Source organism: Allobosea sp. (assembly GCF_048595345.1).
GTDB lineage: Bacteria > Pseudomonadota > Alphaproteobacteria > Rhizobiales > Beijerinckiaceae > Allobosea.
Genome location: NZ_JBMDWH010000211.1, coordinates 15,005 through 35,917 on the forward strand (window position 1 = coordinate 15,005; position 20,913 = coordinate 35,917).

Below are 20,913 nucleotides of genomic sequence, written 5' to 3' on the forward strand. Positions count from 1 at the left end.
CGGCGAAGTCCACCGGTGTCTCGTACCGGTTCGCCCCAGAGAGGACAGCGACCGCCATGCTCAGCGCCTATCTGATGGAATGGGGCAGCATGATGCTGCGCTGGCTCCACGTCATCACGGCGATCGCCTGGATCGGCTCCTCCTTCTTCTTCATCCATCTTGACGCCAGCTTGCGGCCGGCTTCCGACATTCCGGCCGGGACCGGGGGGCGCGCCTGGCAGGTGCATGGCGGCGGCTTCTACGAGATGCGCAAATACATGGTCGCGCCGGCCGTGATGCCGGCGGAGCTGACCTGGCACAAATGGCAGAGCTACTGGACCTGGATCTCCGGCTTCTTCCTGCTGGTCTGGGTCTATTACGCCCAGTCGGAACTCTATCTGATCGATCCGGCGGTGATGCAGCTCTCAGCCGGAGCGGCGGGCGCGATCGGCATCGCGGCGCTGGCCGGCGGCTGGCTGATCTATGACGGGCTGTGCAAGTCGCCGCTGGGCAGACACGATGTCTGGCTCGGGCTGATCGGCTTCGCCTATGTCGTCGCCGCGAGCTGGGCTTTCGCCAACGTGTTCTCTGGGCGCGGGGCGCTGATCCACACCGGCGCGCTGATGGCGACGATCATGACCGCCAATGTCTTCTTCAACATCATGCCGGGCCAAAGGAAGGTGATGGCCGCGCTGACGGCCGGAGAGAAGCCCGATCCGAAATATGGCAAGGCGGCCAAGCAGCGCTCGACGCACAACAACTACATCACCCTGCCGGTGCTGTTCCTCATGCTGTCGAACCATTACCCCGTCACCTATGCCAATGCGGCCGTGATCCCGCTGTTGGTCGCGCTGGTGATCGTGGCCGGCGCGCTGATCCGCCACTTCTTCAACGTCCGCCATGCCGACCATGCGAAATCGCCGTGGTGGTGCTGGGCGGTGGCGGTGCTTGCGCTCTGGTTCGCCTTCTGGGTCGCGATGTCGGCCTCGCCGGGCGGGCGCGAGCGGCTGGGACTAGCGCCGCGGGCGGAGCCGAAGCCGGTGCTGCTGGCGGGAATGACGCTGCCGCCGGCCGAGGTTTCCACGATCGTCACCGGCCGCTGCGCGATGTGCCACGCGCCCGAGCCGAGCTGGCCTGGCATCCAGATCGCGCCCAAGGGGGTGCTGCTTGACGGGCCCGAGCAGATCGCCCTGCATGCCCGCGCCATCCGGACTCAGGCAGTGATGACCCATGCGATGCCGCCCAACAACCTCTCCGGGATGACGCCGGAGGAAAGGCGCGTGCTGGCGCGCTGGCTGGCCGGCGGGGCATCCTGACAGCGGCCGGCTCCACTTGGTTCTTATGCTGAGGAGACCATTCGGGAGGCCCGTTCAGGCACCTCCAGGGTGAGGGTCAGACACGAATGCTCTTGATTCATGTATCGAGGAGAGGGGGTCGTAACCTAACGGCACGATTCTTCACGGATGCGTGATCGCATTCAGTTTCGGTTCAGGTGACATATCACACCCTCGGCACGGTAGAGGCTGGAGACCGGTGCCGAGAACGGTGCCGTCCACGCCTCGGGACCTCGGGGGTTCCGTTGCAAAGCGTGGACGTGCGGCGCGCCGGCTACTGGGCGGCAGCGATCGGTTTTGTCGTGGCATGGGTCATCCTGTGCTGGCCCTGGCTGTCGGGGTCGGTGACGATTCCCTTCGATGCGAAGGCGCATTTTCAGGCGCAGATCCAGTTCCTCGCCCAGGCGATCCATTCCGGCCAGTCGCCGTTCTGGAACCACAACGTCTTCGCCGGCTCGCCGCAGATCGCCGATCCGCAATCGCTCATCTTCTCGCCCGCGATCCTTCTCGCCCTGATCTCGTCCAATCCGAGCTTCCGCGAGGTCGACGCCTTCGTGCTCGGCCATTTGCTGGTGGGCGGGCTGGCCCTCATCATGCTGTTCAGGGATCGCGGCTGGCATCCGGCCGGCGCGCTGCTTGCGGCGCTGGTCTTCGCCTTCGGGGCCTCGGCCGCCTGGCGGGTCCAGCATGTCGGGCAGATCGCGAGCCTGGCCTTCTTCGCGGTGACGCTGTGGCTGACGGCGCGGATGCTGCAGCGGAACACTTTGCTTTCGGGTCTCTTCGCTGGTCTGGCGGGCGGGCTGATGGTGCTCGATCCCGACCAGATCGTGCTGCTCGGCGCCTATGTCCTGGTCGGCGTCGTCGTGGCGCATTGGCTGGCCGGCGGCTGGCCTTCGGTGCGGGCGAGCCTCGGGCCGCTCGCGCTCGCCTGCGTCGCCGGACTCGCGCTGATCGCGCTGCCGCTGCTCTGGACCTGGCTTTTCGCCGAAGCAACGACCCGGCCCGAAATCGATCTCGCTGAGGCGGGGCGCGGCTCGCTGCACCCGGTTTCGCTGCTGACCGCCTTCATCGGGGATCTGTTCGGCGCGAAGGATCCGAATGTCGATTTCTGGGGACCGTACAACAATCCCGGCTGGGTCAAGGAGCTCTACCTCTCCCAGAATATGGGGCAGGTTTATTTCGGCGCGCTGCCGCTGCTCCTGCTGATCGCGCCCGGGGTGACCCGCGGCTTTCTGTGGGACAAGGCGATCCGGCCGCTGACGATCGGCTTCGTGTTCATGGTGCTGTTCGCCCTGGGCCGCTACACGCCCGTCTTCCAACTCGCCTATGATTATCTGCCGGGCGTCAAGGTGTTCCGCCGGCCGGCCGACGCCACCTTCCTCATCGGCGCGCTGGGTGCGGTCCTGGCCGGCTATGTGCTGCACCGCATCCTCAGCGCCGCTCCCGGCACCTCCTTCCGCCGCGATCTCGTGATCGGCGCCTGCGTGGTGCTCGCGGCCGTCGCGACGGGTCTGCTGGTCTCGCGCGGCGCCGGCCATCTCGCCCAGGCCTGGAAGCCGGTGGGCCTCGCACTCGGCTGGTTCGCCGCGGCGGGGCTGCTCTTTCTCGCGCTCCAGCGCTGCCGGACGGGGCTCGCGCCGGTGGCCTCCGTCGTGCTGGTGGCGGGCGTGATGGCGGCTGATCTGCGCGCCAATAACGGCCCCAACGAATCGACCGCGTTGCCGCCGAAGATCTATGACGTGCTCGAGCCCTCGACCCGGAACGAGACCATCGCGCTGCTCAAGCATCTCACGGCGCAGCCGGCGGGCTCGACGCGGCGCGACCGTGTCGAGCTTCTGGGCCTCGGTTTCGAATGGCCCAATGCCAGCATGGTCCATGGCTTCGACCACACGCTCGGCTACAATCCGCTGCGGCTGGAGGATTTCTCCGAGGCGGTGGGCACGCGGGACGGCATCGCCAGCCCGTCCGAGCGCAAGTTCACCCCGCTCTTCCCATCCTATCGCTGCCGCATGGCGAACCTGCTGGGCCTGCGTTACATCGCCTCGCCGGTTCCGATCCAGCAGGTCGATCACGCGCTGCATGGCGACGATCTCAAGCTGATCGCCCGGACCAAGGAGGGCTATGTCTATGAGAACCCGCATGCGCTGCCGCGCGTGCAGTTCTTCGGCGGCTGGCAATTCGCCGATTTCGATTCGATGAAGCTCTCTGGCCGCTGGCCGGACAATGCCGATCCCCAGCAGGTCGTGCTGCTCGACAGCGAGCCGCCGCAGAGCGTGCATGAAGGCCCGCTGGCCGTGGCGGCGCAGCTGAAGCTGGCGCGCTATCGCAATGCCGAGGTGGAGATCGAGGTCGACACCCCCACCGCTGGATTCGTGGTGCTCAACGATGTCTGGCACCCCTGGTGGCGGGCCGAGGTCGATGGGACCGAGACCGAGATCCTGAAGGCGAACGTGCTGTTCCGCGCCGTGCAGGTCCCGGCCGGCAAGCATCGCGTCCGTTTCACCTTCCGGCCGCTGGAAGGGGCGGTCGCGGAGCTGCGCGAGCGCATCGATCCGCAGGAGCCGGTCGATCTCGCTCCTCCGGCCCCGCCGCGCGATCATGACGAGCCCAGCGTCGCCGAGGCGCCTCTGCGCGGCCCTGTGTTGGCGGGTCCGTCGCCGGCCGTGCGCGATTCGCTGAAGCTCGGCAGCACCATGTCCGCTGCGGCGCGCGGCGGGACGGCTGCCGCGCAGATTCCGGGCGAGGCGCTGGCCCAGTAGGCGGCGTCTGCGTCGCTTCGCTCCTCGCAATGGCGGGGAGGCTATCGGCGGCAGGTCACCTTCGGACCCTCAAGCGACGCCGAGCTTCTTCTGCAGGCTCGTCGAGGAGGTTGTGTACTGGAAGGTCAGGCGCTTGTCGGGATAGATGTAGCGATGCACCTTCTGGGCGCAGAGCGCGCCTTCGTGGAAGCCCGAGAGGATGAGCTTGAGCTTCCCCGGATAGGTGTTGATGTCGCCGATGGCGAAGATGCCGGGCGTCGATGTCTCGAATGTCTCGGTCCCGACCGGGATCAGGTTTTCATGGAGGTTCAGGCCCCAATTCGCGATCGGGCCGAGCTTCATCGTCAGCCCGAAGAAGGGCAGCATCGCATCGCAGGCGATCTCGAAGGTCTCGCCGGCGGCGTCGCGGCAGATCGCTGCCTCCAACTGGCCGTCCTGCCCCTTCAGCCCCGTGACCTGGCCGAGCTTCATCTCCATGCGACCCTCGGCGACAAGTGCGCGCATCTGCTCGACGGAATGGGGCGCGGCGCGGAAATCGTCGCGCCGGTGCATCAGCGTGACGCGGCGGGCGACCGGCATGAGATTCAGCGTCCAGTCCAGCGCCGAATCGCCGCCGCCCACGATCAGCACGTCCCGGTCGCGGAAGGTCTCCATGCGGCGCACGGCGTAATAAACCGCTCCGTCCTCATAGGCCTCGATGCCTGGGATCGGTGGCTTCTTCGGCTGGAACGAGCCGCCGCCAGCGGCGATGACGACCGTCTTCGTGTCGAACACGGTGCCTGCATCGGTGGTGACGCGGAAGCGCGGCGCTTGCGTGCTGCCGAGCGGCTCGACCGTTTCGATCATCTGGCCGAGATGGAAGGTGGGGCTAAAGGGCCTGATCTGCTCCAGCAGATTGTCCACCAGCGCCTGGCCGGTCACCATCGGGAAGCCCGGAATGTCGTAGATCGGCTTTTCCGGATAGAGCTCGGCGCATTGGCCGCCGACCTTCGGCAGGATGTCGACGAGATGGGCGCGGATGTCGAGCAGGCCCAGCTCGAACACCGCGAACAGGCCGCAGGGGCCGGCGCCGACGATGACGACGTCGGTTTCGATGACCTCGCTGACCCCGGCCGCCTCGCCCATGGTCAGGCGCCCGTATCCGCGGCGAGCCCGGCGGCGGCGATGCCGGCCAGCGCGGCGGCCTCGTCATTGTCGGAGGTGTCGCCCGAGATGCCGACCGCGCCGAGCAATGCGCCGGCCGAATCGCGGATCAGCACTCCGCCCGGGACCGGCACCAGCAGGCCGCCGACCGCATGGGTCGCCGCCTCGATGAAATAGGGGCGCTCCTGCGCCATCTTGTGGAGCGCGCGCGAGCCCAGCCCGAGGGCGACGGCGCCATGGGCCTTGCCGAGCGCGATCTCGGCCCGCTTCAGGCTGGTGCCGTCCTGAGCCGCGAAGGCCTTCTGGGCGCCGCGCGCGTCGAGGATCGCGATGGCGAGCGGCTTGAAGCCCTGGGACGAAGCATGGTCGAGCGCGGTCGACAGGATGGTCTGGGCCTGGACGAGGGTCAGCATGAGGAACTCCGAGGTGGGTGGCATCGTTGTGCCAGCCAGTTGCGCTTTGGGGAAGCGGAACGCCGGAATGTCGTCCATGAGCGTGACGGAAGACAGGCGTGCGTCCGATCGTGGAGGTCGCCAGGTCATGTCGTGCTTGCGTCGCATATGGCTAGCAGGCTTGATAAAGCCCCAACCGAGGAGGTCTCCATGGGTCTGTTCAGTTTCATCAAGGAAGCCGGTGCCAAGATCTTCGGCAGCGGCGAAGCCAAGGCGGCCACCGCCGACGATCTCAAGAAGGAACTCGCCGGCCATGGCCTGCCCTCCGATGTGACCGTGACGGTCGATGGCGACAAGGTGAAGGTGTCCGGTCAGGCCGTATCTCAGGAGCAGGCCGAGAAGATCATCCTCGCGCTCGGCAACACCACCGGCGTCGCCGAGGTGGAATCCGAGCTCGCCGTGACCAAGGAGGCTCCCGCCGCCGTGTTCTACACGGTGAAGAAGGGCGACACGCTCTGGAAGATCGCCGAGGAGCATTACGGCAAGGGGCAGGGCGCCAAATACACCGAGATCGTCAAGGCCAACACGCCGCCGGTGAAGAACCCCGACCTGATACAGCCGGGCTGGGTGCTGCGCATTCCGCCGCAGGGCTGAGCCGGACCGTCATCGGCATTGTGCAGATGACGTTTCGGAGGGATGGACGTCATCCCGGACGAACTGCAGAGCAGCGCTGCTCCGGGATCCATCGTAGAGCTCGGCGCCCTTCGATGGATCCCGGGACAAGTCCGGGATGACGGATGATGAACGACTTGATCTTACGCAGGCCGTCATGACGATCACCGATCTCGACATCGACGACATCAAGCAGGGTTTGGCCGAGGGCTCGATCCTGCTCGTCGATGTGCGCGAGCCGCATGAATTCGCCGCCGGGCATATTCCCGCCTCCCTCTCGCATCCGCTCTCGACCTTCGATCCGGCCGCTCTTCCGGAGGCGGAGGGCAAGCGGCTGGTCTTCTCCTGTGCGGCCGGGGTGCGTTCGCGCCATGCTCTCGCCGCCGCCCAGGCCGCGGGCCTGCCGGTCGATGCCCATTATGCCGGCGGTTTCAAGGACTGGGCCCTGCGCGGCGAGACCGTTTCCTTCGACTGAGACTCTGAACCCCTGGCGCGCCGCAAGCCGGCGCCCCGGCCTTCGTGACAGAGGATGTTCCATGCTGACCCGTCATTTCGTCGCCGGCGCCGCTTGCGCCCTGGCGCTCGGCCTCGTTTCGCCGCTTCCGGCTCTCGCACAGGCTCCGGCTCCGGCCCCCGCTTCGGCGCCGGCCGGGGAGGGCGATCTGCAGGCCGCGATCGCCAAGTCCAACGCCTACACCCAGCTCATGAACCGCACGCTGCGCGCCCGCGAATCCTGGCAGCGCTATGCGAGCTGGGTCGACATGAAGAAGGGGCCGACCGGTAAGGAGATGTATATCTCCTACGGGCTCTACAGCCTCTACGACGTCACCAAGGAGATCCAGAAGGCGGAGCAGATGGCCGCGTCCGAGCCCAAGCTGCCGGAGATCGATGCCGCCATGCTGCGCTATATCAAGGCCTATCAGGAACTGGCGCCGCTCATCACCAAGGCCGAGCGCTATTACGACCGCAAGGACTACCGCGACGACAACATGGCCGAGGGCCAGAAGCTGCATACCGCGATGGTGCCGGCAGCGAAGACCTTCCTCGATGAGCGCGACAAGCTGGATGCGCTGATGCGCGTCTACAAGAAGGGGCTCGACCAGCGCGAACTCGCCGCGCTGGAGCAGCGCGAGGGCCGCTCGGCCCGCTGGCAGGTGCGCAATGTCATGATCGCGGCCCGCGCCGTCATCGACCTGATGCCGAGCAACCAGCAGCCGATCGTCGATCTCAAGGCCTTCGATGCCGCGACCGCAGATTATGCAAAGACGGTGCGCGAGATGGACGCCTTCAAGGACAAGAATCCGGGCGCTTCGCTGATGATCGAAAGCCAGGCCGGGACCTGGCTCGGGAAGCTGCGCGACTTCTCGGACAAGCTCGCCAAGAACAAGGGCGATGTCCGCCGCGGCTCGGCCGAGACCGCGAACTGGATCGTGCGGGACTACAACATGATGATTTCGCTGGCCGACACGGCGGTGCGCATGCAGCGCTGAGCCGCGCCCGCCCTGCGCAAAACGCCAGCCCCGCCTGTGACGCGGCGGGGCTGGCGGCGCGGCGATTCAGCTTCTACTCTGGCCTTCGAACAAGTCGAGGACAGCCTCCATGCGCCCCATGAAATTCGGATTCGGCCAGCCGGTGCGCCGTGTCGAGGACCAGCGCCTGACGACCGGCACCGGGCGCTACACCGACGACATCGCGGCCGAAGGCGCGCTGCACGCCTATGTGCTGCGCTCGCCCTATGCCCATGCGCGGTTCACGATCAGCGATACCGCCGCCGCCCGCGCGCTGAAGGGCGTCAAACTGATCCTGACCGGCGCGGATGTGGCGCATTATGGCGACCTGCCCTGCAAGGGGCTGATCAAGACGCTCTCCGGTGAGCCGGTGAAGTCCCTGCCCGTGCCGGTGCTGCCGACCGATACGGTGCGCCATGTCGGCGAGGCCGTGGCCTTCATCGTCGCCGAGACGCTGGCGCAGGCCCGCGACGCGGCCGAGGCGATCGCGATCGACTGGGATCCTCTGCCGGCCGTGACCGGCATCGCGGAGGCGCTGGAAGAGGGCGCTCCGCAGGTTTGGCCCGACCGGGCCCGCAACATCGCCTTCGAGGCCGAGCAGGGCGACCGCGAGAAGACCGAGAAGGCCTTCGCCAAGGCGGCGCGCACGGTTTCGCTGACCGTCGTCAACAACCGCCTCGCCTCCAACTACATGGAGACGCGCGCCTGCATCGCCGATTACGACAAGGCCGAAAAGCGCTGGACGCTCACTCTGGGCAGCCAGGGCAGCCACGGCATGCGAGACCTGATCGCGACCTATGTGCTCAAGGTCGACCCCAAGCGCATCCGCGTGGTGACGCCGGATGTCGGCGGCGGTTTCGGCACCAAGATCTTCCTTTATCGGGAATATCCGCTGGCCATGATCGCGGCCGAGAAGCTGAAGCGCCCCGTGCGCTGGGTCGCGGATCGCACCGAGCATTTTCTCGCAGACACCCATGGCCGCGCCAATCTCGCCACCGCCACCATGGCGCTCGATGCCAAGGGCCGGTTCATCGGGCTCAAGGTCGATCTTTCGGCGGAGATGGGCGCCTGGCTCTCGCAATACGGCCCCTTCATCCCGTGGGTCGGCACCACGATGACGCCGGGCTGCTACAACATCCCGGCCGTGCATGTGCATTTCCGCGGCGTGCTGACTCACACCACCCCTGTCGATGCCTATCGCGGCGCCGGCCGTCCAGAGGCGGCCTATCTCATCGAGCGGCTGGTCGACGCCATCGCCCGCGAGATCGGCAAGACGCCGGACGCGGTGCGCGCGCTGAATTTCGTCAAGCCGACGGAGATGCCACACAAGACGCAGACCGGACCCGTCTATGATTCCGGCGAGTTCGAGGGGCATATGCGCCGCGCCATGGAAGTGGCGGACTGGAAGGGCTTCAAGGCCCGCCATGCCGCTGCGAAGAAGGCCGGCAAGATCCGCGGCATCGGCATGGCGAGCTATATCGAGGCCTGCGGCGGCGGCGGGCCGGAAAGCTCGACCGTGATCCTCGAGAAGGACGGCACGGTGACCGTCCTGATCGGCACCCAGTCGAATGGGCAGGGGCACGAGACCGCCTATTCGCAGCTGGTCTCGCAGCATCTCGACATCCCGATGGACCGCATCCGCGTCGTGCAGGGCGACACCGACCGGGTCGAGACCGGCTCCGGCACCGGCGGCTCGCGTTCGATCCCCGTGGGCGGTGCTGCGCTGGACAAGGCGACGGGCATCCTCACCGACAACCTGAAGCAACTGGCCTCCGAGAAGCTCGAGGCGGCGGTGGGCGATCTGGAGATCGCCGATGGCGCCGTGCGGATCGTCGGCACCGACAAGGCGCTGGATCTGGCCGCCATCGCGGCGCTGCCGGGCGCCACGCCCGAGCTGCTCAAGGTGCATCAGAGCTGGCAGCCGCCGGAGGCGACCTATCCGAACGGCACGCATGTGTGCGAGCTGGAGATCGACCCCGGCACCGGCCACACCGAGATCCTCAACTATGTCGTGGTAGACGATTTCGGCGTGACGCTGAACCCGCTGATGCTGCAGGGGCAGGTGCATGGCGGAGCGGTGCAGGGCATCGGCCAGGCGCTGATGGAGGAGATCCGCTTCGATCCGGAAGGCCAGATGCTGACCGCGACCTTCATGGATTACGCGCTGCCGCGCGCCATCGACGTCCCGAACTTCCATTTCGAGACGCGCAATGTCCGCTGCGTCACCAACGCCATCGGCGTGAAGGGGGCGGGCGAGGCGGGGGCCATCGGCGCCTGCCCGGCGGTGATGAATGCGGTGGTGGACGCGCTGGACCGTGCGGCCGGGATCAAGGCGATGGACATGCCGGCGACCCCGCTCAAGCTGTTCCGCGCGCTGAAGGAGGCGGGCTACCCGCTTTGACGCAAGACCGGATTTGCGGAAGCGCAAACGGCTTCACGCAAAAGCGACTTGGCAGTGTCGTGTCGATGCGGTGATCTGGAACCATTCCAAGGCACCGCTTCGAGCGCTGCTGCTGCAAGGGGAAACGCATGATCCGAACCGTTCTCGTCGTCGCCGGCCTCGGGTTCGGCCTCACCGCCGTGATGGCCCAGTCCAACCCGATCGCCGAGCGCCAGCAGGCGATGAAGGCCATCGGCGGCGCGACCCGCGAGGGCGCGGCCATGGCCAAGGGCGACGTGCCGTTCGACGCGGCCAAGGCGCAGGGCGTGTTCAAGACCTATGCCGCTTCGGCCAAGACCTTCGGCGGCCTCTTCCCCGAATCGTCCAAGACCGGCGGCGACACCACCGCTTCTCCGAAGATCTGGGAGGATCAGGCCGGCTTCAAGGCGGCCCTCGCCAAGTTCGAGGCGGATGCGCAGGCCGGCGCCGCCGTCACCGATCTCGCCGGCTTCCGCACCGCCTTTGGTGCCGCCACGAAGAATTGCGGTACCTGCCACGAGGTCTATCGCATCAAGAAGTGAGGGGCGGCGAGCCCTCACGTTTGACCTTCTTTCGAGATCGATGCGCGGGGAACCCTCCCCATAGGGAGAGGGTTCCCCGCGCTGTTCTCGCCTCTTCGACGCTCGTCTCATTCCAACCTTGCTCTGGCCCTGCCCAGCGTCCACTCTTCAACCTCGCCTCTGGAGATCGTGATGCTGCTGCTGCGCCGCCTGTTCGTCACTCTCGTCGTGCTGGCGGCGCTGGGCCTGGGCAGTTTCTGGCTGCTGACCGATCCGCGGATCGTCTCGCCGGCGCCCGAGGTCGGTGCGCTGCCGGCCGCCGATGTCGAGAACGGCAAGCTGCTCTTCGCCGCCGGCGGCTGCGCCTCCTGCCATGCCACGCCCGGGCAGGAGGATCGCACGCGGCTCGGCGGCGGGCTCGCGCTCACCTCCGCCTTCGGCACCTTCCATGTGCCGAACATCTCGCCCCACACCCGCGACGGCATCGGCAATTGGGGCGTGCAGGATTTCGTCGATGCGATGGCGGCCGGCGTCGGCCGGCAGGGCGAGCATCTCTATCCCTCCTTCCCCTACACCTCCTACCGGCTGATCCCGCCCAAGGCGCTGGCTGACCTCTTCGCCTATATCCGCACCTTGCCGCCGGTCGAGGGCAAGGCGGCGCCGCATGATCTCAGCTTCCCCTTCAACATCCGCCGGCTGGTCGGCGGCTGGAAGCTGCTGTTCTTCAAGGCCGGGCCGTTCCAGCCCGACCCGGCGAAGAGCGAGAGCTGGAACCGCGGCGCCTATCTCGTCAACGGTCCGGGCCATTGCGCCGAGTGCCACTCCAACCGCAATGCGCTGGGCGCCATCGTCGCGGCGACGCGCTTCGCCGGCGGGCCGGACCCCGAGGGCAAGGGCTGGGTGCCGAACATCACGCAGGACGAGGCGAACGGGCTCGGCAAATGGTCGAAGGAGGAGATCGCCGAGCTGCTGAAGACCGGCTTCACCCCCAGCTTCGACAGCGTCGGCGGCTCGATGGCCGATGTGGTGCGCAACACCGCGCAACTGTCGGATGCCGACCGGGCCGCGATGGCGGAGTATCTGAAATCGCTGCCGGCGGTTCAGGGGCCGGTGAGGCCGCAGGGCGGGGGAGGCTAGGAGCGGCCGCTAAGGGTCGGAAGCCGACAAGTGACGCGGATAATAACTGACTGCCAATATTCGACTTCTGGCATAGAAGGTTGCGATGAACGAGACAGAGCGCCAGCTTCTTCAACCGCTAGCACTGATGGTCGCCCAGTATCTCGTTCACTGCATAGAAGACACTGAATTGGATAGTATGGCCATGAGTGCAGGCGAGATTGCGCTTACCGTACTCGCCGGCTACGGTCTCGTCTCACTCAAGGGTGGACACCGCATCAGAGGTGATTGGACCGACGTCGGACGGCAATTTTTAGAAGACGCTCGGAAGGCGTAGCTTTGAGGTCTGCCAGGATTTGGACGATGCGCGTGCTAGCTTGGCGCAAATCGCTCGCTTTAGCTGTAGCACTTCTGATCGCTGTCAGCGTCGGCCACTTCCTTTTTGTCATGGCTATGCGTTCGATGAACGAACACATCAGCCGGTGCATGGATCAGTCGGCTCCGCAGTACATCTTCGACAGCGATCAACGCCGTCGCGAATGCGGAAGCGAATGACTGCAACGGACCGATAGCAGACTGGATCCTGGCGGAGCCTAGCGGCTCACGCCGCCCCCAGACCATAATCCTCCTCGCTGACGGGCTCAAGCCAGTCCACCGCCGAGCCGTTCAGCTTTTCCTGGAGGGCGATATGGGTCATCGCAGTGGTGGCGGTGGCGCCGTGCCAGTGCTTTTCGCCCGGCGGGAACCAGACGATGTCGCCGGGGCGGATGTCCTCGACCGGGCCGCCCTCGCGCTGGGCCCAGCCGCAGCCGGCGGTGACGATCAGGGTCTGGCCGAGCGGATGAGTGTGCCAGGCGGTGCGGGCGCCGGGCTCGAAGGTGACGAGCGCGGTCGCGATGCGGGCGGGCTCGGGCGGATTATAGAGCGGGTCGATGCGGACCTGGCCGGTGAAGTATTCGGCGGGCCCCTGTCCCGAGGGCTGAGAGCCGGCGCGGCGGATGTCCATGGCGATGTTCCTCGCAGGGCGATCGGATTTGAAAACGAGCGGGTCATCCCGGGCAACTGAAAGGAGACCCGGGACCCATGCCTGAACCTCAACGGGCAGCGCTCCGGCATCGATTCCGGATCTCCGCTTCGCTGCGTCCGGGATGACCCGCGCCTCTTCCGACCATGCCGAGCGCTGAATGGCCGCCCTTTACTCCATCACCGCCGCCTTGAGGATGCAGACCATCAGCGCCGCGCCGGGCTCGGTGCCGACGCAGCGGACGATGTGGCGGCGGTCGCAGCGATAACGCAGGGTTTCGCCCGCCTTGGCGCGCTGGACGATGTCGCCGACCTCGACCTCGAACTCGCCTGCGGTGACCGAGAGGGATTCGATCGAGCCGCGCTGATGGCCCTCGGAATCGAGTTCGCCTCCCGGTTCGGCCGTGACCTCGTACCATTGCAGCCATTCGACGGTCTTGATCCAGCCGACGATGGCGAGCCGCAGCTTGCCGTCTTCGGAGACGAGGATCGGCGTGTCGGCGCGGGTGGTCTTCTCGATGAAGGCCTCCTCCTCGCCGCTGGAGAGCACACGCTCGATCGAGATGTCGAGCGCCTGGGAGAGGCGCCAGATCGTCGCCAGGGTGGGATTGGTCTCGTTGCGCTCGATCTGGCTGATGATCGACTTGGCGACGCCGGACTGCTCGGCGAGATCGGAGAGCGAGAAGTTATAGGCCTTGCGCAGGCGCTGGATGGTCTTGCCCAGTTGGCCGGAGATGACCTGGGCGCCCGATTCCAGCTCGCGACCACCGCGTTCCTTGGTTTCGATGCCCATGTTCCGCCTTGCCCGCCGCTGCCGGATCGCCGCCGCTGCGGTGATCGTTTTAACGAACGAACCATGCCCTTTTGGCGGTCTTTGGGCAAGTGCGGGCAAGGGCAAAGGGGAGAGGTTGCGGTCGCTCAGGTGATGCGGCTGGGGCCGGCTTCGCGCTGGGCGCGGCGGGCGAGGCCGAGCTGATGCTCGCGCAGGATGACGTAGATGCCCGAGCCGATGACGATCACGGCGCCGAGCAGGATGGTCTGCGCCGGCCATTCGCCGAACCAGAACCAGCCGATCGCAACCGCCCAGAGCATGGTCGAATACTCGAAGGGCGCGATCAGCGAGGCATCGCCATAGCGATAGGCCTGGACGAGGAAGATCTGGCCGAGGCCGCCGAGGATGCCGATCAGAATCATGAGCAGGCCATCCGCCCAGCCGGGCGCAGTCCATCCGAGCAGGCTGGTGGAGAGGCCGAGCAGGCTGGTCAGCATCATGAAATAGAAGACGATGGCGCCGGTGCGCTCGGTTTCGGTGAGTTGGCGCACCTCGATCGAGGCGAAGGCGGAGAAGAAGGCGCCGCCGAGGCCGCGCGCGGCGCCGATGGTGGCGGCCGAGCCGAGCGGATGGGCGGTTGCGCCCAGATGCGGCGAGAGCATGATCAGCACGCCGAGGAAGCCGACCGCCACAGCGCTCCAGCGATAGATCCGCACCCGCTCCTTGAGAATCAGCGCGGCCAGCACCACCACGACGAGCGGTGCTGCGTAGCCGATCGCCACGGCCTCCGACAGCGGCAGGAAATGCAGCGCGGCAAAGCCGCAGAACATGCCGGTGGAGCCCATGATGCCGCGCTTGAGATGGCCGCGCAGATTGCCGGTCTTCAACGCCGCCGGCAGCTCGGCCCGCCAGGCGAGCCAGATCAGGAGCGGGATCATCGCGAAGAATGAGCGGGCGAAGACGATCTCGCCGATCGGATAGCGTGCCGAGATCGACTTGATCGCGCCCGACATCAGCGTGAACGCCAAAGCGGAAAGCAGCTTGCAGGTAATGCCGAGGAGGGGGGACAAGACGGCTGGCCGGCGGGAGGGCAGGGCGACGGTTTCGGGCGAAACCGCCCGCCCTTAGACCATGGCCTGGCAGGCTGGCGAAGCGCGGAGTTCGCAGGGCCGCTAGGCGGCTGGGGGCGATCGAAAGCGACCGGAGCCGCACCGCTCGTCATTGCGAGCGCAGCGAAGCTATCCAGTGGACGTGGAGCCCGATCGCCCTGGATGGCTTCGTCGCTTCGCTTCTCGCGATGGCGGTCTGAGGCTCAGAACGTGCCGCGGAAGGCGCCGCCGTCGATGAGGAAGTTCTGGCCGGTGATGTAGCCGGCATGGCCGCTGGCGATGAAGGCGCAGAGCTTGCCGAACTCCTCCGGCGTGCCGAGGCGGCCGGCCGGAACGGAGGCGAGGCGGCGCTTGGTGGCCTCCTCGACGCTGATGTTCTGCATCTGCGCCATCTTGCCGACCGAGCTCTTGATCCGGTCGGTGTCGAAGACGCCCGGCAGGATGTTGTTGATGGTGACGCCGGAGCTGGCGACCTCGCGCGCGACGCCCGCGAGGAAGGCGGTGAGGCCGGCGCGGGCCGCCGAGGAGACGTCCAGCCCCGTCAGCGGGGTGACGACGCTCGCCGAGGTGATGTTGACGATTCGCCCGAATTTGCGCTCGACCATGCCGTCGATGACACGCTGGATCAGCTCCAGCGGCGTCGCCATGTTCTGAACGACGCCTTCCAGCAGGGCCTCGCGCGAGACCTCGCGGAAGGGCTTGGGCGGCGGGCCGCCATTGTTGTTGACGAGGATGTCCGGCTGGGGCGCTGCGGCGAGCAGCGCATCCTGCCCGGCCTTGGTCGACACGTCGGCCACGACGGCGAGCACCGTCGCACCGGTGCGCTCGCGAATCGCCGCCGCGGTCCGTTCCAGGGTTTCGCTGCTGCGCCCGTTGATCACGACGGTGCAGCCCGCTTCCGCCAGTGCCTCGGCGCAGCCCCGGCCGAGCCCCTTGCTCGACGCGCAGACGATGGCCGTACGGCCGGAAATCCCGAGATCCATGCGATGTCTCCGTCAAAGAACGCCCGTCGGCCATGCCGCGGCAGTGGCGAGTCGGGCGAGATGACCATGGATTGGCGGGGCCGTCATCAAAGCGCAACGCAAATCCGTCACACGCCCCACTCATCGCAACGATGGGGGCCGGTCGATGAGCGACGAGGACAATGCGAAGCAGGTTCGCGCCATCTTCATCTCCGACCTGCATCTGGGCACGCGCGGGGCGCAGGCCGATCTCGTGCTGGAATTCCTGCGCGAATACGATGCCCCGCAGATCTATCTGGTCGGCGACATCATCGACGGCTGGCGGCTGAAGAGCGGCTGGTATTTCCCCCAGTCGCATAACGACGTCATCCAGAAGCTGCTGCGCAAGGTGCGCAAGGGCTCCAAGCTGATCTACGTCACCGGGAACCACGACGACTTCCTGCGGGACTTCACCGGGCTGCAGTTCGGCGGCATCACTCTCGTCGACGAGGTGATCCACGAGACGGCGGACGGCAAGCGCTTCCTCGTCATCCACGGCGACCTGTTCGACCTCGTCGTGCGCAACGCCAAATGGCTCGCTCTGCTCGGCGACTGGGCCTATACGGTCGCGCTGGCGCTCAACATGGCGATCAACCGGGTGCGGAGGGTGCTTCGCCTGCCGCATTGGTCGCTCTCCGCCTGGGCCAAGCGCAAGGTCAAGAACGCGGTCAACTACATCGGCGAGTTCGAGACCTGCCTCGCCAGCGAGGCGGACCGGCACCAGGCCGACGGCGTCATCTGCGGCCATATCCACCATGCCGCCTATCGCCAGATCGAGGGGCTGACCTATATCAACACCGGCGACTGGGTGGAGAGCTGCACCGCCTTCGTCGAGCATCATGACGGCCGCTTCGAGATGATCACCTGGCCGCAGGGCCGGATCAGGGGCGAGGCGGCTGCGCCAGCCGCTGCCGCCGCCCGGCCCGTGCGCCTGCCGGACCTCGTCGAGGCAGCCTGATGCGCGTTCTGATCGCGACCGACGCATGGCGGCCGCAGATCAACGGGGTGGTGCGTTCGCTGGAGCGCATGATCGAGGCCGCGCCGGATTTCGGCGCCACCGCCGCTGCGCTTACGCCCGAGGGCTTCCGCCAGATCGGGCTGCCGAGCTATCCCGACATCCGCCTGGCGCTCGCGACGCGGCGCGCGATGGCGGCGCGGATCGCGGAATTCGGACCGGATCACATCCATATCGCGACCGAGGGGCCGATCGGCTGGCTGACGCGCGCGGTCTGCATCGCGCAGAAGCGTCCCTTCACCACGAGTTACCACACCCGCTTCCCGCAATATGTCGCCGCGCGCTGGCCGATTCCCGAAAGCTGGAGCTACGGTCTGCTGCGCCGCTTCCATGCCCCGGCCGCCGCTGTGATGGTCTCGACGCCGACGGTCGAGGACGAACTGCGCGGGCATGGTTTCACCAATATCGTGCGCTGGGGCCGAGGCGTCGATCTCAGCCTGTTCCACCCGCGCCGGCAGAGCGTGCTCGATCTACCGCGGCCGATCTTCCTCAGCGTCGGGCGCGTCGCGGTCGAGAAGAATCTCGAGGCGTTTCTCTCGCTGAGACTGCCCGGCAGCAAGGTGGTGGTCGGCGACGGGCCGGCCCGGGCCGATCTCGCGCGCGCCTATCCGGATGCGCATTTTCTCGGCACCAAGGAGGGCGAGGATCTGGCGGCGATCTATGCCTCGTCCGATGTCTTCGTGTTCCCGAGCCTGACCGATACGTTCGGCATCGTGCTGCTGGAGGCCGCCGCCAGCGGCTTGCCGGTCGCGGCCTTCCCGGTGCAGGGGCCGCGCGACGTCTTCGCCGGCAGCCAGGCGGCGATCCTCGACGAGGATCTGCGCAGGGCGGCGATGAATGCGCTTCGCATTCCGCGCGACTGGTCTCTGGAGCTGGCCTCGCGCTACAGCTGGAGCGCCAGCGCCGGCCAGTTCTACGGGCATATCCGCAAGGTCGCAGAGACGGCTGGGTTGCTCCCACAGACCGGCGCAGCGGGCGGCGAGGCCCCGGTCAAAGCCTTCGCGAACGGGCGTGGCGCGGAAGCGCTCGCTCCGCGGCAGCACCAGCCGGCTTGAGCTGGGCACGGAAGCCGTCCCGCCGCTCATGGACGGAGGCGATGACGAGGCCCATCGGCACGCCGAGGCCGACCAGCGCCGCCTCCGACAATTGCAGGCTCGCCTCGATCGTTTCGGGTACCGCGTCGTTGACGCCGATCTCGTAGAGATGGCGGGCATGGGCGGCGTCGCGAGCACGGGCGACGATCACGATATCCGGCCTGATCGCGCGGGCGGCCCGCACGGTCTCGTCGACCGCGCGGACATTGTCGATCGTCACGATCAGGGCCGTCGCTTCCTCAAGGCCGCAGAGCTTCAGGAAATCCGGCTTCGTGGCGTCGCCATAGAAGGCCGGGCGACCGGCGCGGCGCTGCGTCGTGATCAGCGCGGCATCCTGGTCGATCATGATGTGGGACTTGCCGTGTTCGTCGAGCATGGAAGCGACGAGACGTCCGACACGGCCGCCGCCCACGACGATGGCACGCGCGGCATGGTCGTCCGGCGGCAGGATCTTGGCCTCGTCCGGCAGGATGACGGGAGCGGCGAGCTTCTGCGCCATATGGCGGGCGAGGCGCGCCAGGAAGGGCAGGGCGATCATCGTGAGCGAAACGGAGGCGAGCACGATGTTGGCGGCGCGCGCCCCCAGCAATTGCGCGCCGGTGGCCGCATTCAGCAGCACGAAGGCGAATTCGCCGCCCGGGCTGATCATGATCGCCGTCTCGAGCGCCGTGGCGGTGGAGAGACGAAAGCGCCGCGCGAGGACGAAGACGATACCGATCTTGGCGACCAGGAGCCCCAGGGCGATGGCGAGAATCGCGACCGGGTTGCCGGCGATCTCCGCGGGGTTCACGCCCATGCCGACGGTGAGGAAGAAGACCCCGATGAGCAGGGATTTGAACGGCTCGATCGTGACCTCGATCGCCCGGCGGAACTCGGTCTCGGCGAGCAGCAGCCCGGCGATGAAGGCGCCGAGCCCCATGGACAGCCCCGCCGCCGCGGCGATGAGGCCGGTGCCGAGCGCGGTGAGCAGCGTCGCCGCCATGAAGCTCTCGGCAGAATTGCTGGCGGCGACGAGCCGGAACAGCGGACGCAGAGCCAGCCGGCCGATGACGACGATGACCGCGATGGCTCCGGCGGCCTGGATGAAGGCCTGCGCCAGACCGGCGAGGAGCGAGCCGCCGCCCTTCTGCGAATCGAGCACGCCGATGAGGAAGAGCAGGGGGATGACCGCCAGGTCCTGGCACAGCAGCACCGCGAAGCTGGCGCGCCCGGCCGATGTCGTCATGCGCTTCTTGGCGGCGAGAAGCTCGACCACCATCGCGGTCGAAGACAGCGCGAGGCCGAAGCCGATGATCAGCGCCGCCGTGGCCGGCTGGCCGAAGGCATAGGCGACGAGGCCGACCGCGCCGGCGCTCAGGGCCACCTGGCCGAGGCCGAGACCGAAGACGAGCCTGCGCATGGTCATCAGGCGCTCGAAGGAGAGCTCGAGCCCGATCACGAAGAGCAGGAAGGCGACGCCGAGCTCGGCCGGGCCGGCCAGCGCCTCGGCATTGGACACGGTGACGGTGCTCAGCAGCGGGATCGTCGAGACCAGACCGCCCAGCCCGAAGGGCCCCAGCAGCGCGCCGCAGGCGATGAAGGCGATGATCGAGTTGATCTTCAGGCTCTTGGCGATCGGCACGATGACGCCCGCCGTGGCCAGAACCACGACGACATCCTTGTAGGCGGCAGGATCGACTGAAGAGGCCAAGGGGCCGGACCTTGCGATTCGCGAGTGCGGGAACGTGGCCGATTGTGGCGGCTCGCGGCACCGCAGCACAACCTTTGAATCCGCCGATCGCGAAAGAATTCGCCTTGCGGGCCACGCGCTTAGCCGCAATCCTTCAGAGGATGATCCGAAAGCAGTTTTCGCCTCCGTCTGCGCTGGTCTAGCGTGGCGCTTCCATGCGAGACGGGTCAGGCTCGCATTCCCTCCCGTGCGCCCGCCGAGGAACCCTTCATGCGCTTTGCCGGCACCGAGAACTACGTCGCCACCGAGGATCTGACGGTCGCGGTCAACGCCGCGATCCGGCTGGAACGCCCGCTGCTGGTCAAGGGCGAGCCGGGCACCGGCAAGACCGTTCTGGCCGAGGAGATTGCGGCCGCGCTCGGGGCGCCGCTGCTGACCTGGCATGTCAAATCGACCACCAAGGCGCAGCAGGGGCTCTACGAATACGATGCGGTCAGCCGCCTGCGCGACAGCCAGCTCGGCGATCCGCGCGTCAGCGACATCGCCAACTACATCAAGCGCGGCAAGCTGTGGGAGGCGTTCGTCTCCGAGAGGCGGCCGGTGCTGCTGATCGACGAGATCGACAAGGCCGATATCGAGTTCCCCAACGATCTCCTGCTCGAGCTCGACCGCATGGAGTTCCATGTCTACGAGACGGGTGAAACCGTACGCGCCGCGCAGCGGCCGGTGATCATCATCACCTCCAACAACGAGAAGGAGCTGCCGGACGCTTTCCTGCGGCGCTGCTTCTTCCACTACATCCGCTTCCCGGATGCCGAGACGATGCAGAAGATCGTCGAGGTGCATTTTCCGGGTATCAAGAAGCGGTTGATGGAGGAGGCGCTGAAGCTGTTCTTCGAGGTGCGCGAGGTGCCGGGGCTGAAGAAGAAGCCCTCCACCTCCGAGCTGCTCGACTGGCTGAAGCTGCTCGTCGCCGACGATGTCGGGCCCGAGGTGCTGCGCGAGCGCGATCCGCGCAAGGTCATTCCGCCGCTTCACGGCGCGCTTCTCAAGAATGAGCAGGATGTGAGCCTGTTTGAGAAGCTCGCCTTCATGGCGCGGCGCGAGGGGCGGTGAAGGGGGCCCCTGTTGCAGGGCTTCCACCGTCATTGCGAGGAGCGCAGCGACTAAGCAATCCAGGGGGGCGGAGTTGAGCCGTTCAGTCCAGTCCCCCTGGATTGCTTCGCTGCGCTCGCAATGACGGAAAGGGCTGCGGCTCTCGCAAAACCGTCCATCGATGGTTAGATGCCTGCCATGCTCCGCCTCATGCTGCTCCGCCACGCAAAATCGAACTGGCCGGCCGGCGTCGCCGATCGCGACCGGCCGCTGGCGGCGCGCGGGCGGGAGG

The 20,913-nt window shown here is 67.0% G+C and carries 20 protein-coding genes and 1 pseudogene; 14 read left to right on the plus strand and 7 right to left on the minus strand.

From position 1 onward, the window contains the following. Positions 1-56: 56 nt before the first annotated feature. Both ACOJTB_RS17980 and ACOJTB_RS17985 read left to right on the plus strand, forming a co-directional pair. Positions 57-1,295: a urate hydroxylase PuuD gene (locus tag ACOJTB_RS17980; protein ID WP_420103896.1), complete on the plus strand. Its 1,239-nt coding sequence runs from the start codon at positions 57-59 to the stop codon at positions 1,293-1,295. Positions 1,296-1,615: 320 nt separating this feature from the next. Beyond that, positions 1,616-4,072 carry a hypothetical protein gene (locus ACOJTB_RS17985; protein ID WP_420103897.1) on the plus strand — a complete coding sequence of 819 codons (2,457 nt, stop codon included), beginning with the start codon at positions 1,616-1,618 and terminating at the stop codon, positions 4,070-4,072. 69 nt (positions 4,073-4,141) lie between these two features. Here the strand turns inward: ACOJTB_RS17985 and ACOJTB_RS17990 are convergent, their stop codons facing one another. Both ACOJTB_RS17990 and ACOJTB_RS17995 read right to left on the minus strand, forming a co-directional pair. After that, a complete protein-coding gene (locus ACOJTB_RS17990; RefSeq protein WP_420103898.1) occupies positions 4,142-5,197 on the minus strand; it encodes an NAD(P)/FAD-dependent oxidoreductase in 1,056 nt (351 codons plus the stop codon). 2 nt (positions 5,198-5,199) lie between these two features. Beyond that, complete coding sequence (locus tag ACOJTB_RS17995) at positions 5,200-5,628, minus strand: GlcG/HbpS family heme-binding protein (protein WP_420103899.1); 429 nt, start codon at positions 5,626-5,628, stop codon at positions 5,200-5,202. A gap of 189 nt (positions 5,629-5,817) precedes the next feature. On the opposite strand from ACOJTB_RS17995, the gene lysM reads away from it, so the two are divergent. The 8 genes from lysM (at position 5,818) to ACOJTB_RS18035 (ending at position 12,398) form a co-directional block, all read left to right on the plus strand. Then, positions 5,818-6,261, plus strand: a complete 444-nt coding sequence (gene lysM / locus ACOJTB_RS18000) for a peptidoglycan-binding protein LysM (RefSeq protein ID WP_420103900.1) — start codon at positions 5,818-5,820, stop codon at positions 6,259-6,261. A 175-nt stretch (positions 6,262-6,436) separates the two neighbouring features. Beyond that, the gene (locus tag ACOJTB_RS18005; protein WP_420103901.1) at positions 6,437-6,754 is read left to right on the plus strand and encodes a rhodanese-like domain-containing protein; all 318 of its coding nucleotides are present in this window, start codon (positions 6,437-6,439) and stop codon (positions 6,752-6,754) included. 61 nt (positions 6,755-6,815) lie between these two features. Next, complete coding sequence (locus ACOJTB_RS18010) at positions 6,816-7,769, plus strand: YiiG family protein (protein WP_420103902.1); 954 nt, start codon at positions 6,816-6,818, stop codon at positions 7,767-7,769. Between the two features lie 109 nt (positions 7,770-7,878). Beyond that, complete coding sequence (locus tag ACOJTB_RS18015; protein ID WP_420103903.1) at positions 7,879-10,188, plus strand: xanthine dehydrogenase family protein molybdopterin-binding subunit; 2,310 nt, start codon at positions 7,879-7,881, stop codon at positions 10,186-10,188. A 128-nt stretch (positions 10,189-10,316) separates the two neighbouring features. Beyond that, a complete protein-coding gene (locus ACOJTB_RS18020) occupies positions 10,317-10,748 on the plus strand; it encodes a c-type cytochrome (RefSeq protein ID WP_420103904.1) in 432 nt (143 codons plus the stop codon). 171 nt (positions 10,749-10,919) lie between these two features. Beyond that, positions 10,920-11,864: a c-type cytochrome gene (locus tag ACOJTB_RS18025; RefSeq protein WP_465248413.1), complete on the plus strand. Its 945-nt coding sequence runs from the start codon at positions 10,920-10,922 to the stop codon at positions 11,862-11,864. Positions 11,865-11,949: 85 nt separating this feature from the next. Next, complete coding sequence (locus ACOJTB_RS18030) at positions 11,950-12,180, plus strand: hypothetical protein (RefSeq protein WP_420103905.1); 231 nt, start codon at positions 11,950-11,952, stop codon at positions 12,178-12,180. Between the two features lie 26 nt (positions 12,181-12,206). Beyond that, positions 12,207-12,398: a hypothetical protein gene (locus tag ACOJTB_RS18035; protein WP_420103906.1), complete on the plus strand. Its 192-nt coding sequence runs from the start codon at positions 12,207-12,209 to the stop codon at positions 12,396-12,398. A gap of 46 nt (positions 12,399-12,444) precedes the next feature. Here the strand turns inward: ACOJTB_RS18035 and ACOJTB_RS18040 are convergent, their stop codons facing one another. From ACOJTB_RS18040 to ACOJTB_RS18055, 4 genes are all read right to left on the minus strand, one after another. Further along, positions 12,445-12,849 carry a (R)-mandelonitrile lyase gene (locus tag ACOJTB_RS18040; protein ID WP_420103907.1) on the minus strand — a complete coding sequence of 135 codons (405 nt, stop codon included), beginning with the start codon at positions 12,847-12,849 and terminating at the stop codon, positions 12,445-12,447. 189 nt (positions 12,850-13,038) lie between these two features. Then, a complete protein-coding gene (locus ACOJTB_RS18045) occupies positions 13,039-13,659 on the minus strand; it encodes a helix-turn-helix domain-containing protein (protein ID WP_420103908.1) in 621 nt (206 codons plus the stop codon). 125 nt (positions 13,660-13,784) lie between these two features. Beyond that, on the minus strand, positions 13,785-14,708 hold the full coding sequence (locus ACOJTB_RS18050; protein ID WP_420103909.1) for a DMT family transporter: 924 nt from the start codon (positions 14,706-14,708) through the stop codon (positions 13,785-13,787). A gap of 242 nt (positions 14,709-14,950) precedes the next feature. Continuing rightward, positions 14,951-15,730 carry an SDR family oxidoreductase gene (locus ACOJTB_RS18055; protein WP_420103910.1) on the minus strand — a complete coding sequence of 260 codons (780 nt, stop codon included), beginning with the start codon at positions 15,728-15,730 and terminating at the stop codon, positions 14,951-14,953. Between the two features lie 145 nt (positions 15,731-15,875). Here ACOJTB_RS18055 and ACOJTB_RS18060 point away from each other — a divergent pair, with 145 nt between their 5' ends. Both ACOJTB_RS18060 and ACOJTB_RS18065 read left to right on the plus strand, forming a co-directional pair. Next, positions 15,876-16,706 (plus strand): UDP-2,3-diacylglucosamine diphosphatase, encoded by an 831-nt coding sequence (locus ACOJTB_RS18060; RefSeq protein ID WP_420103911.1) that lies wholly within the window; start codon positions 15,876-15,878, stop codon positions 16,704-16,706. Continuing rightward, on the plus strand, positions 16,706-17,818 hold the full coding sequence (locus ACOJTB_RS18065) for a glycosyltransferase family 4 protein (RefSeq protein WP_420103912.1): 1,113 nt from the start codon (positions 16,706-16,708) through the stop codon (positions 17,816-17,818). Before ACOJTB_RS18060 ends, ACOJTB_RS18065 begins: the two co-directional genes overlap by 1 nt. Here the strand turns inward: ACOJTB_RS18065 and ACOJTB_RS18070 are convergent. Next, a complete protein-coding gene (locus ACOJTB_RS18070) occupies positions 17,754-19,547 on the minus strand; it encodes a cation:proton antiporter domain-containing protein (RefSeq protein ID WP_420103913.1) in 1,794 nt (597 codons plus the stop codon). The genes ACOJTB_RS18065 and ACOJTB_RS18070 overlap by 65 nt on opposite strands. Positions 19,548-19,796: 249 nt before the next feature. On the opposite strand from ACOJTB_RS18070, the gene ACOJTB_RS18075 reads away from it, so the two are divergent. Continuing rightward, positions 19,797-20,642, plus strand: coding sequence for an AAA family ATPase (locus tag ACOJTB_RS18075; RefSeq protein ID WP_420103914.1), 846 nt, complete (start codon positions 19,797-19,799; stop codon positions 20,640-20,642). A gap of 177 nt (positions 20,643-20,819) precedes the next feature. Next, positions 20,820-20,913: pseudogene (locus ACOJTB_RS18080) on the plus strand (SixA phosphatase family protein); the annotation flags it as partial.

What these genes read in the sequence shown, in the direction of transcription:
- ACOJTB_RS17980 (WP_420103896.1), top strand. Translation starts at nt 57, where the DNA reads ATGCTCAGCGCCTATCTGATGGAATGGGGCAGCATGATGCTGCGCTGG.
- ACOJTB_RS17990 (WP_420103898.1), bottom strand. Translation starts at nt 5,197, where the DNA reads ATGGGCGAGGCGGCCGGGGTCAGCGAGGTCATCGAAACCGACGTCGTC.
- ACOJTB_RS17995 (WP_420103899.1), bottom strand. Translation starts at nt 5,628, where the DNA reads ATGCTGACCCTCGTCCAGGCCCAGACCATCCTGTCGACCGCGCTCGAC.
- lysM (WP_420103900.1), top strand. Translation starts at nt 5,818, where the DNA reads ATGGGTCTGTTCAGTTTCATCAAGGAAGCCGGTGCCAAGATCTTCGGC.
- ACOJTB_RS18005 (WP_420103901.1), top strand. Translation starts at nt 6,437, where the DNA reads ATGACGATCACCGATCTCGACATCGACGACATCAAGCAGGGTTTGGCC.
- ACOJTB_RS18010 (WP_420103902.1), top strand. Translation starts at nt 6,816, where the DNA reads ATGCTGACCCGTCATTTCGTCGCCGGCGCCGCTTGCGCCCTGGCGCTC.
- ACOJTB_RS18015 (WP_420103903.1), top strand. Translation starts at nt 7,879, where the DNA reads ATGCGCCCCATGAAATTCGGATTCGGCCAGCCGGTGCGCCGTGTCGAG.
- ACOJTB_RS18020 (WP_420103904.1), top strand. Translation starts at nt 10,317, where the DNA reads ATGATCCGAACCGTTCTCGTCGTCGCCGGCCTCGGGTTCGGCCTCACC.
- ACOJTB_RS18025 (WP_465248413.1), top strand. Translation starts at nt 10,920, where the DNA reads ATGCTGCTGCTGCGCCGCCTGTTCGTCACTCTCGTCGTGCTGGCGGCG.
- ACOJTB_RS18030 (WP_420103905.1), top strand. Translation starts at nt 11,950, where the DNA reads ATGAACGAGACAGAGCGCCAGCTTCTTCAACCGCTAGCACTGATGGTC.
- ACOJTB_RS18035 (WP_420103906.1), top strand. Translation starts at nt 12,207, where the DNA reads ATGCGCGTGCTAGCTTGGCGCAAATCGCTCGCTTTAGCTGTAGCACTT.
- ACOJTB_RS18040 (WP_420103907.1), bottom strand. Translation starts at nt 12,849, where the DNA reads ATGGACATCCGCCGCGCCGGCTCTCAGCCCTCGGGACAGGGGCCCGCC.
- ACOJTB_RS18045 (WP_420103908.1), bottom strand. Translation starts at nt 13,659, where the DNA reads ATGGGCATCGAAACCAAGGAACGCGGTGGTCGCGAGCTGGAATCGGGC.
- ACOJTB_RS18055 (WP_420103910.1), bottom strand. Translation starts at nt 15,730, where the DNA reads ATGGATCTCGGGATTTCCGGCCGTACGGCCATCGTCTGCGCGTCGAGC.
- ACOJTB_RS18060 (WP_420103911.1), top strand. Translation starts at nt 15,876, where the DNA reads ATGAGCGACGAGGACAATGCGAAGCAGGTTCGCGCCATCTTCATCTCC.
- ACOJTB_RS18065 (WP_420103912.1), top strand. Translation starts at nt 16,706, where the DNA reads ATGCGCGTTCTGATCGCGACCGACGCATGGCGGCCGCAGATCAACGGG.
- ACOJTB_RS18075 (WP_420103914.1), top strand. Translation starts at nt 19,797, where the DNA reads ATGCGCTTTGCCGGCACCGAGAACTACGTCGCCACCGAGGATCTGACG.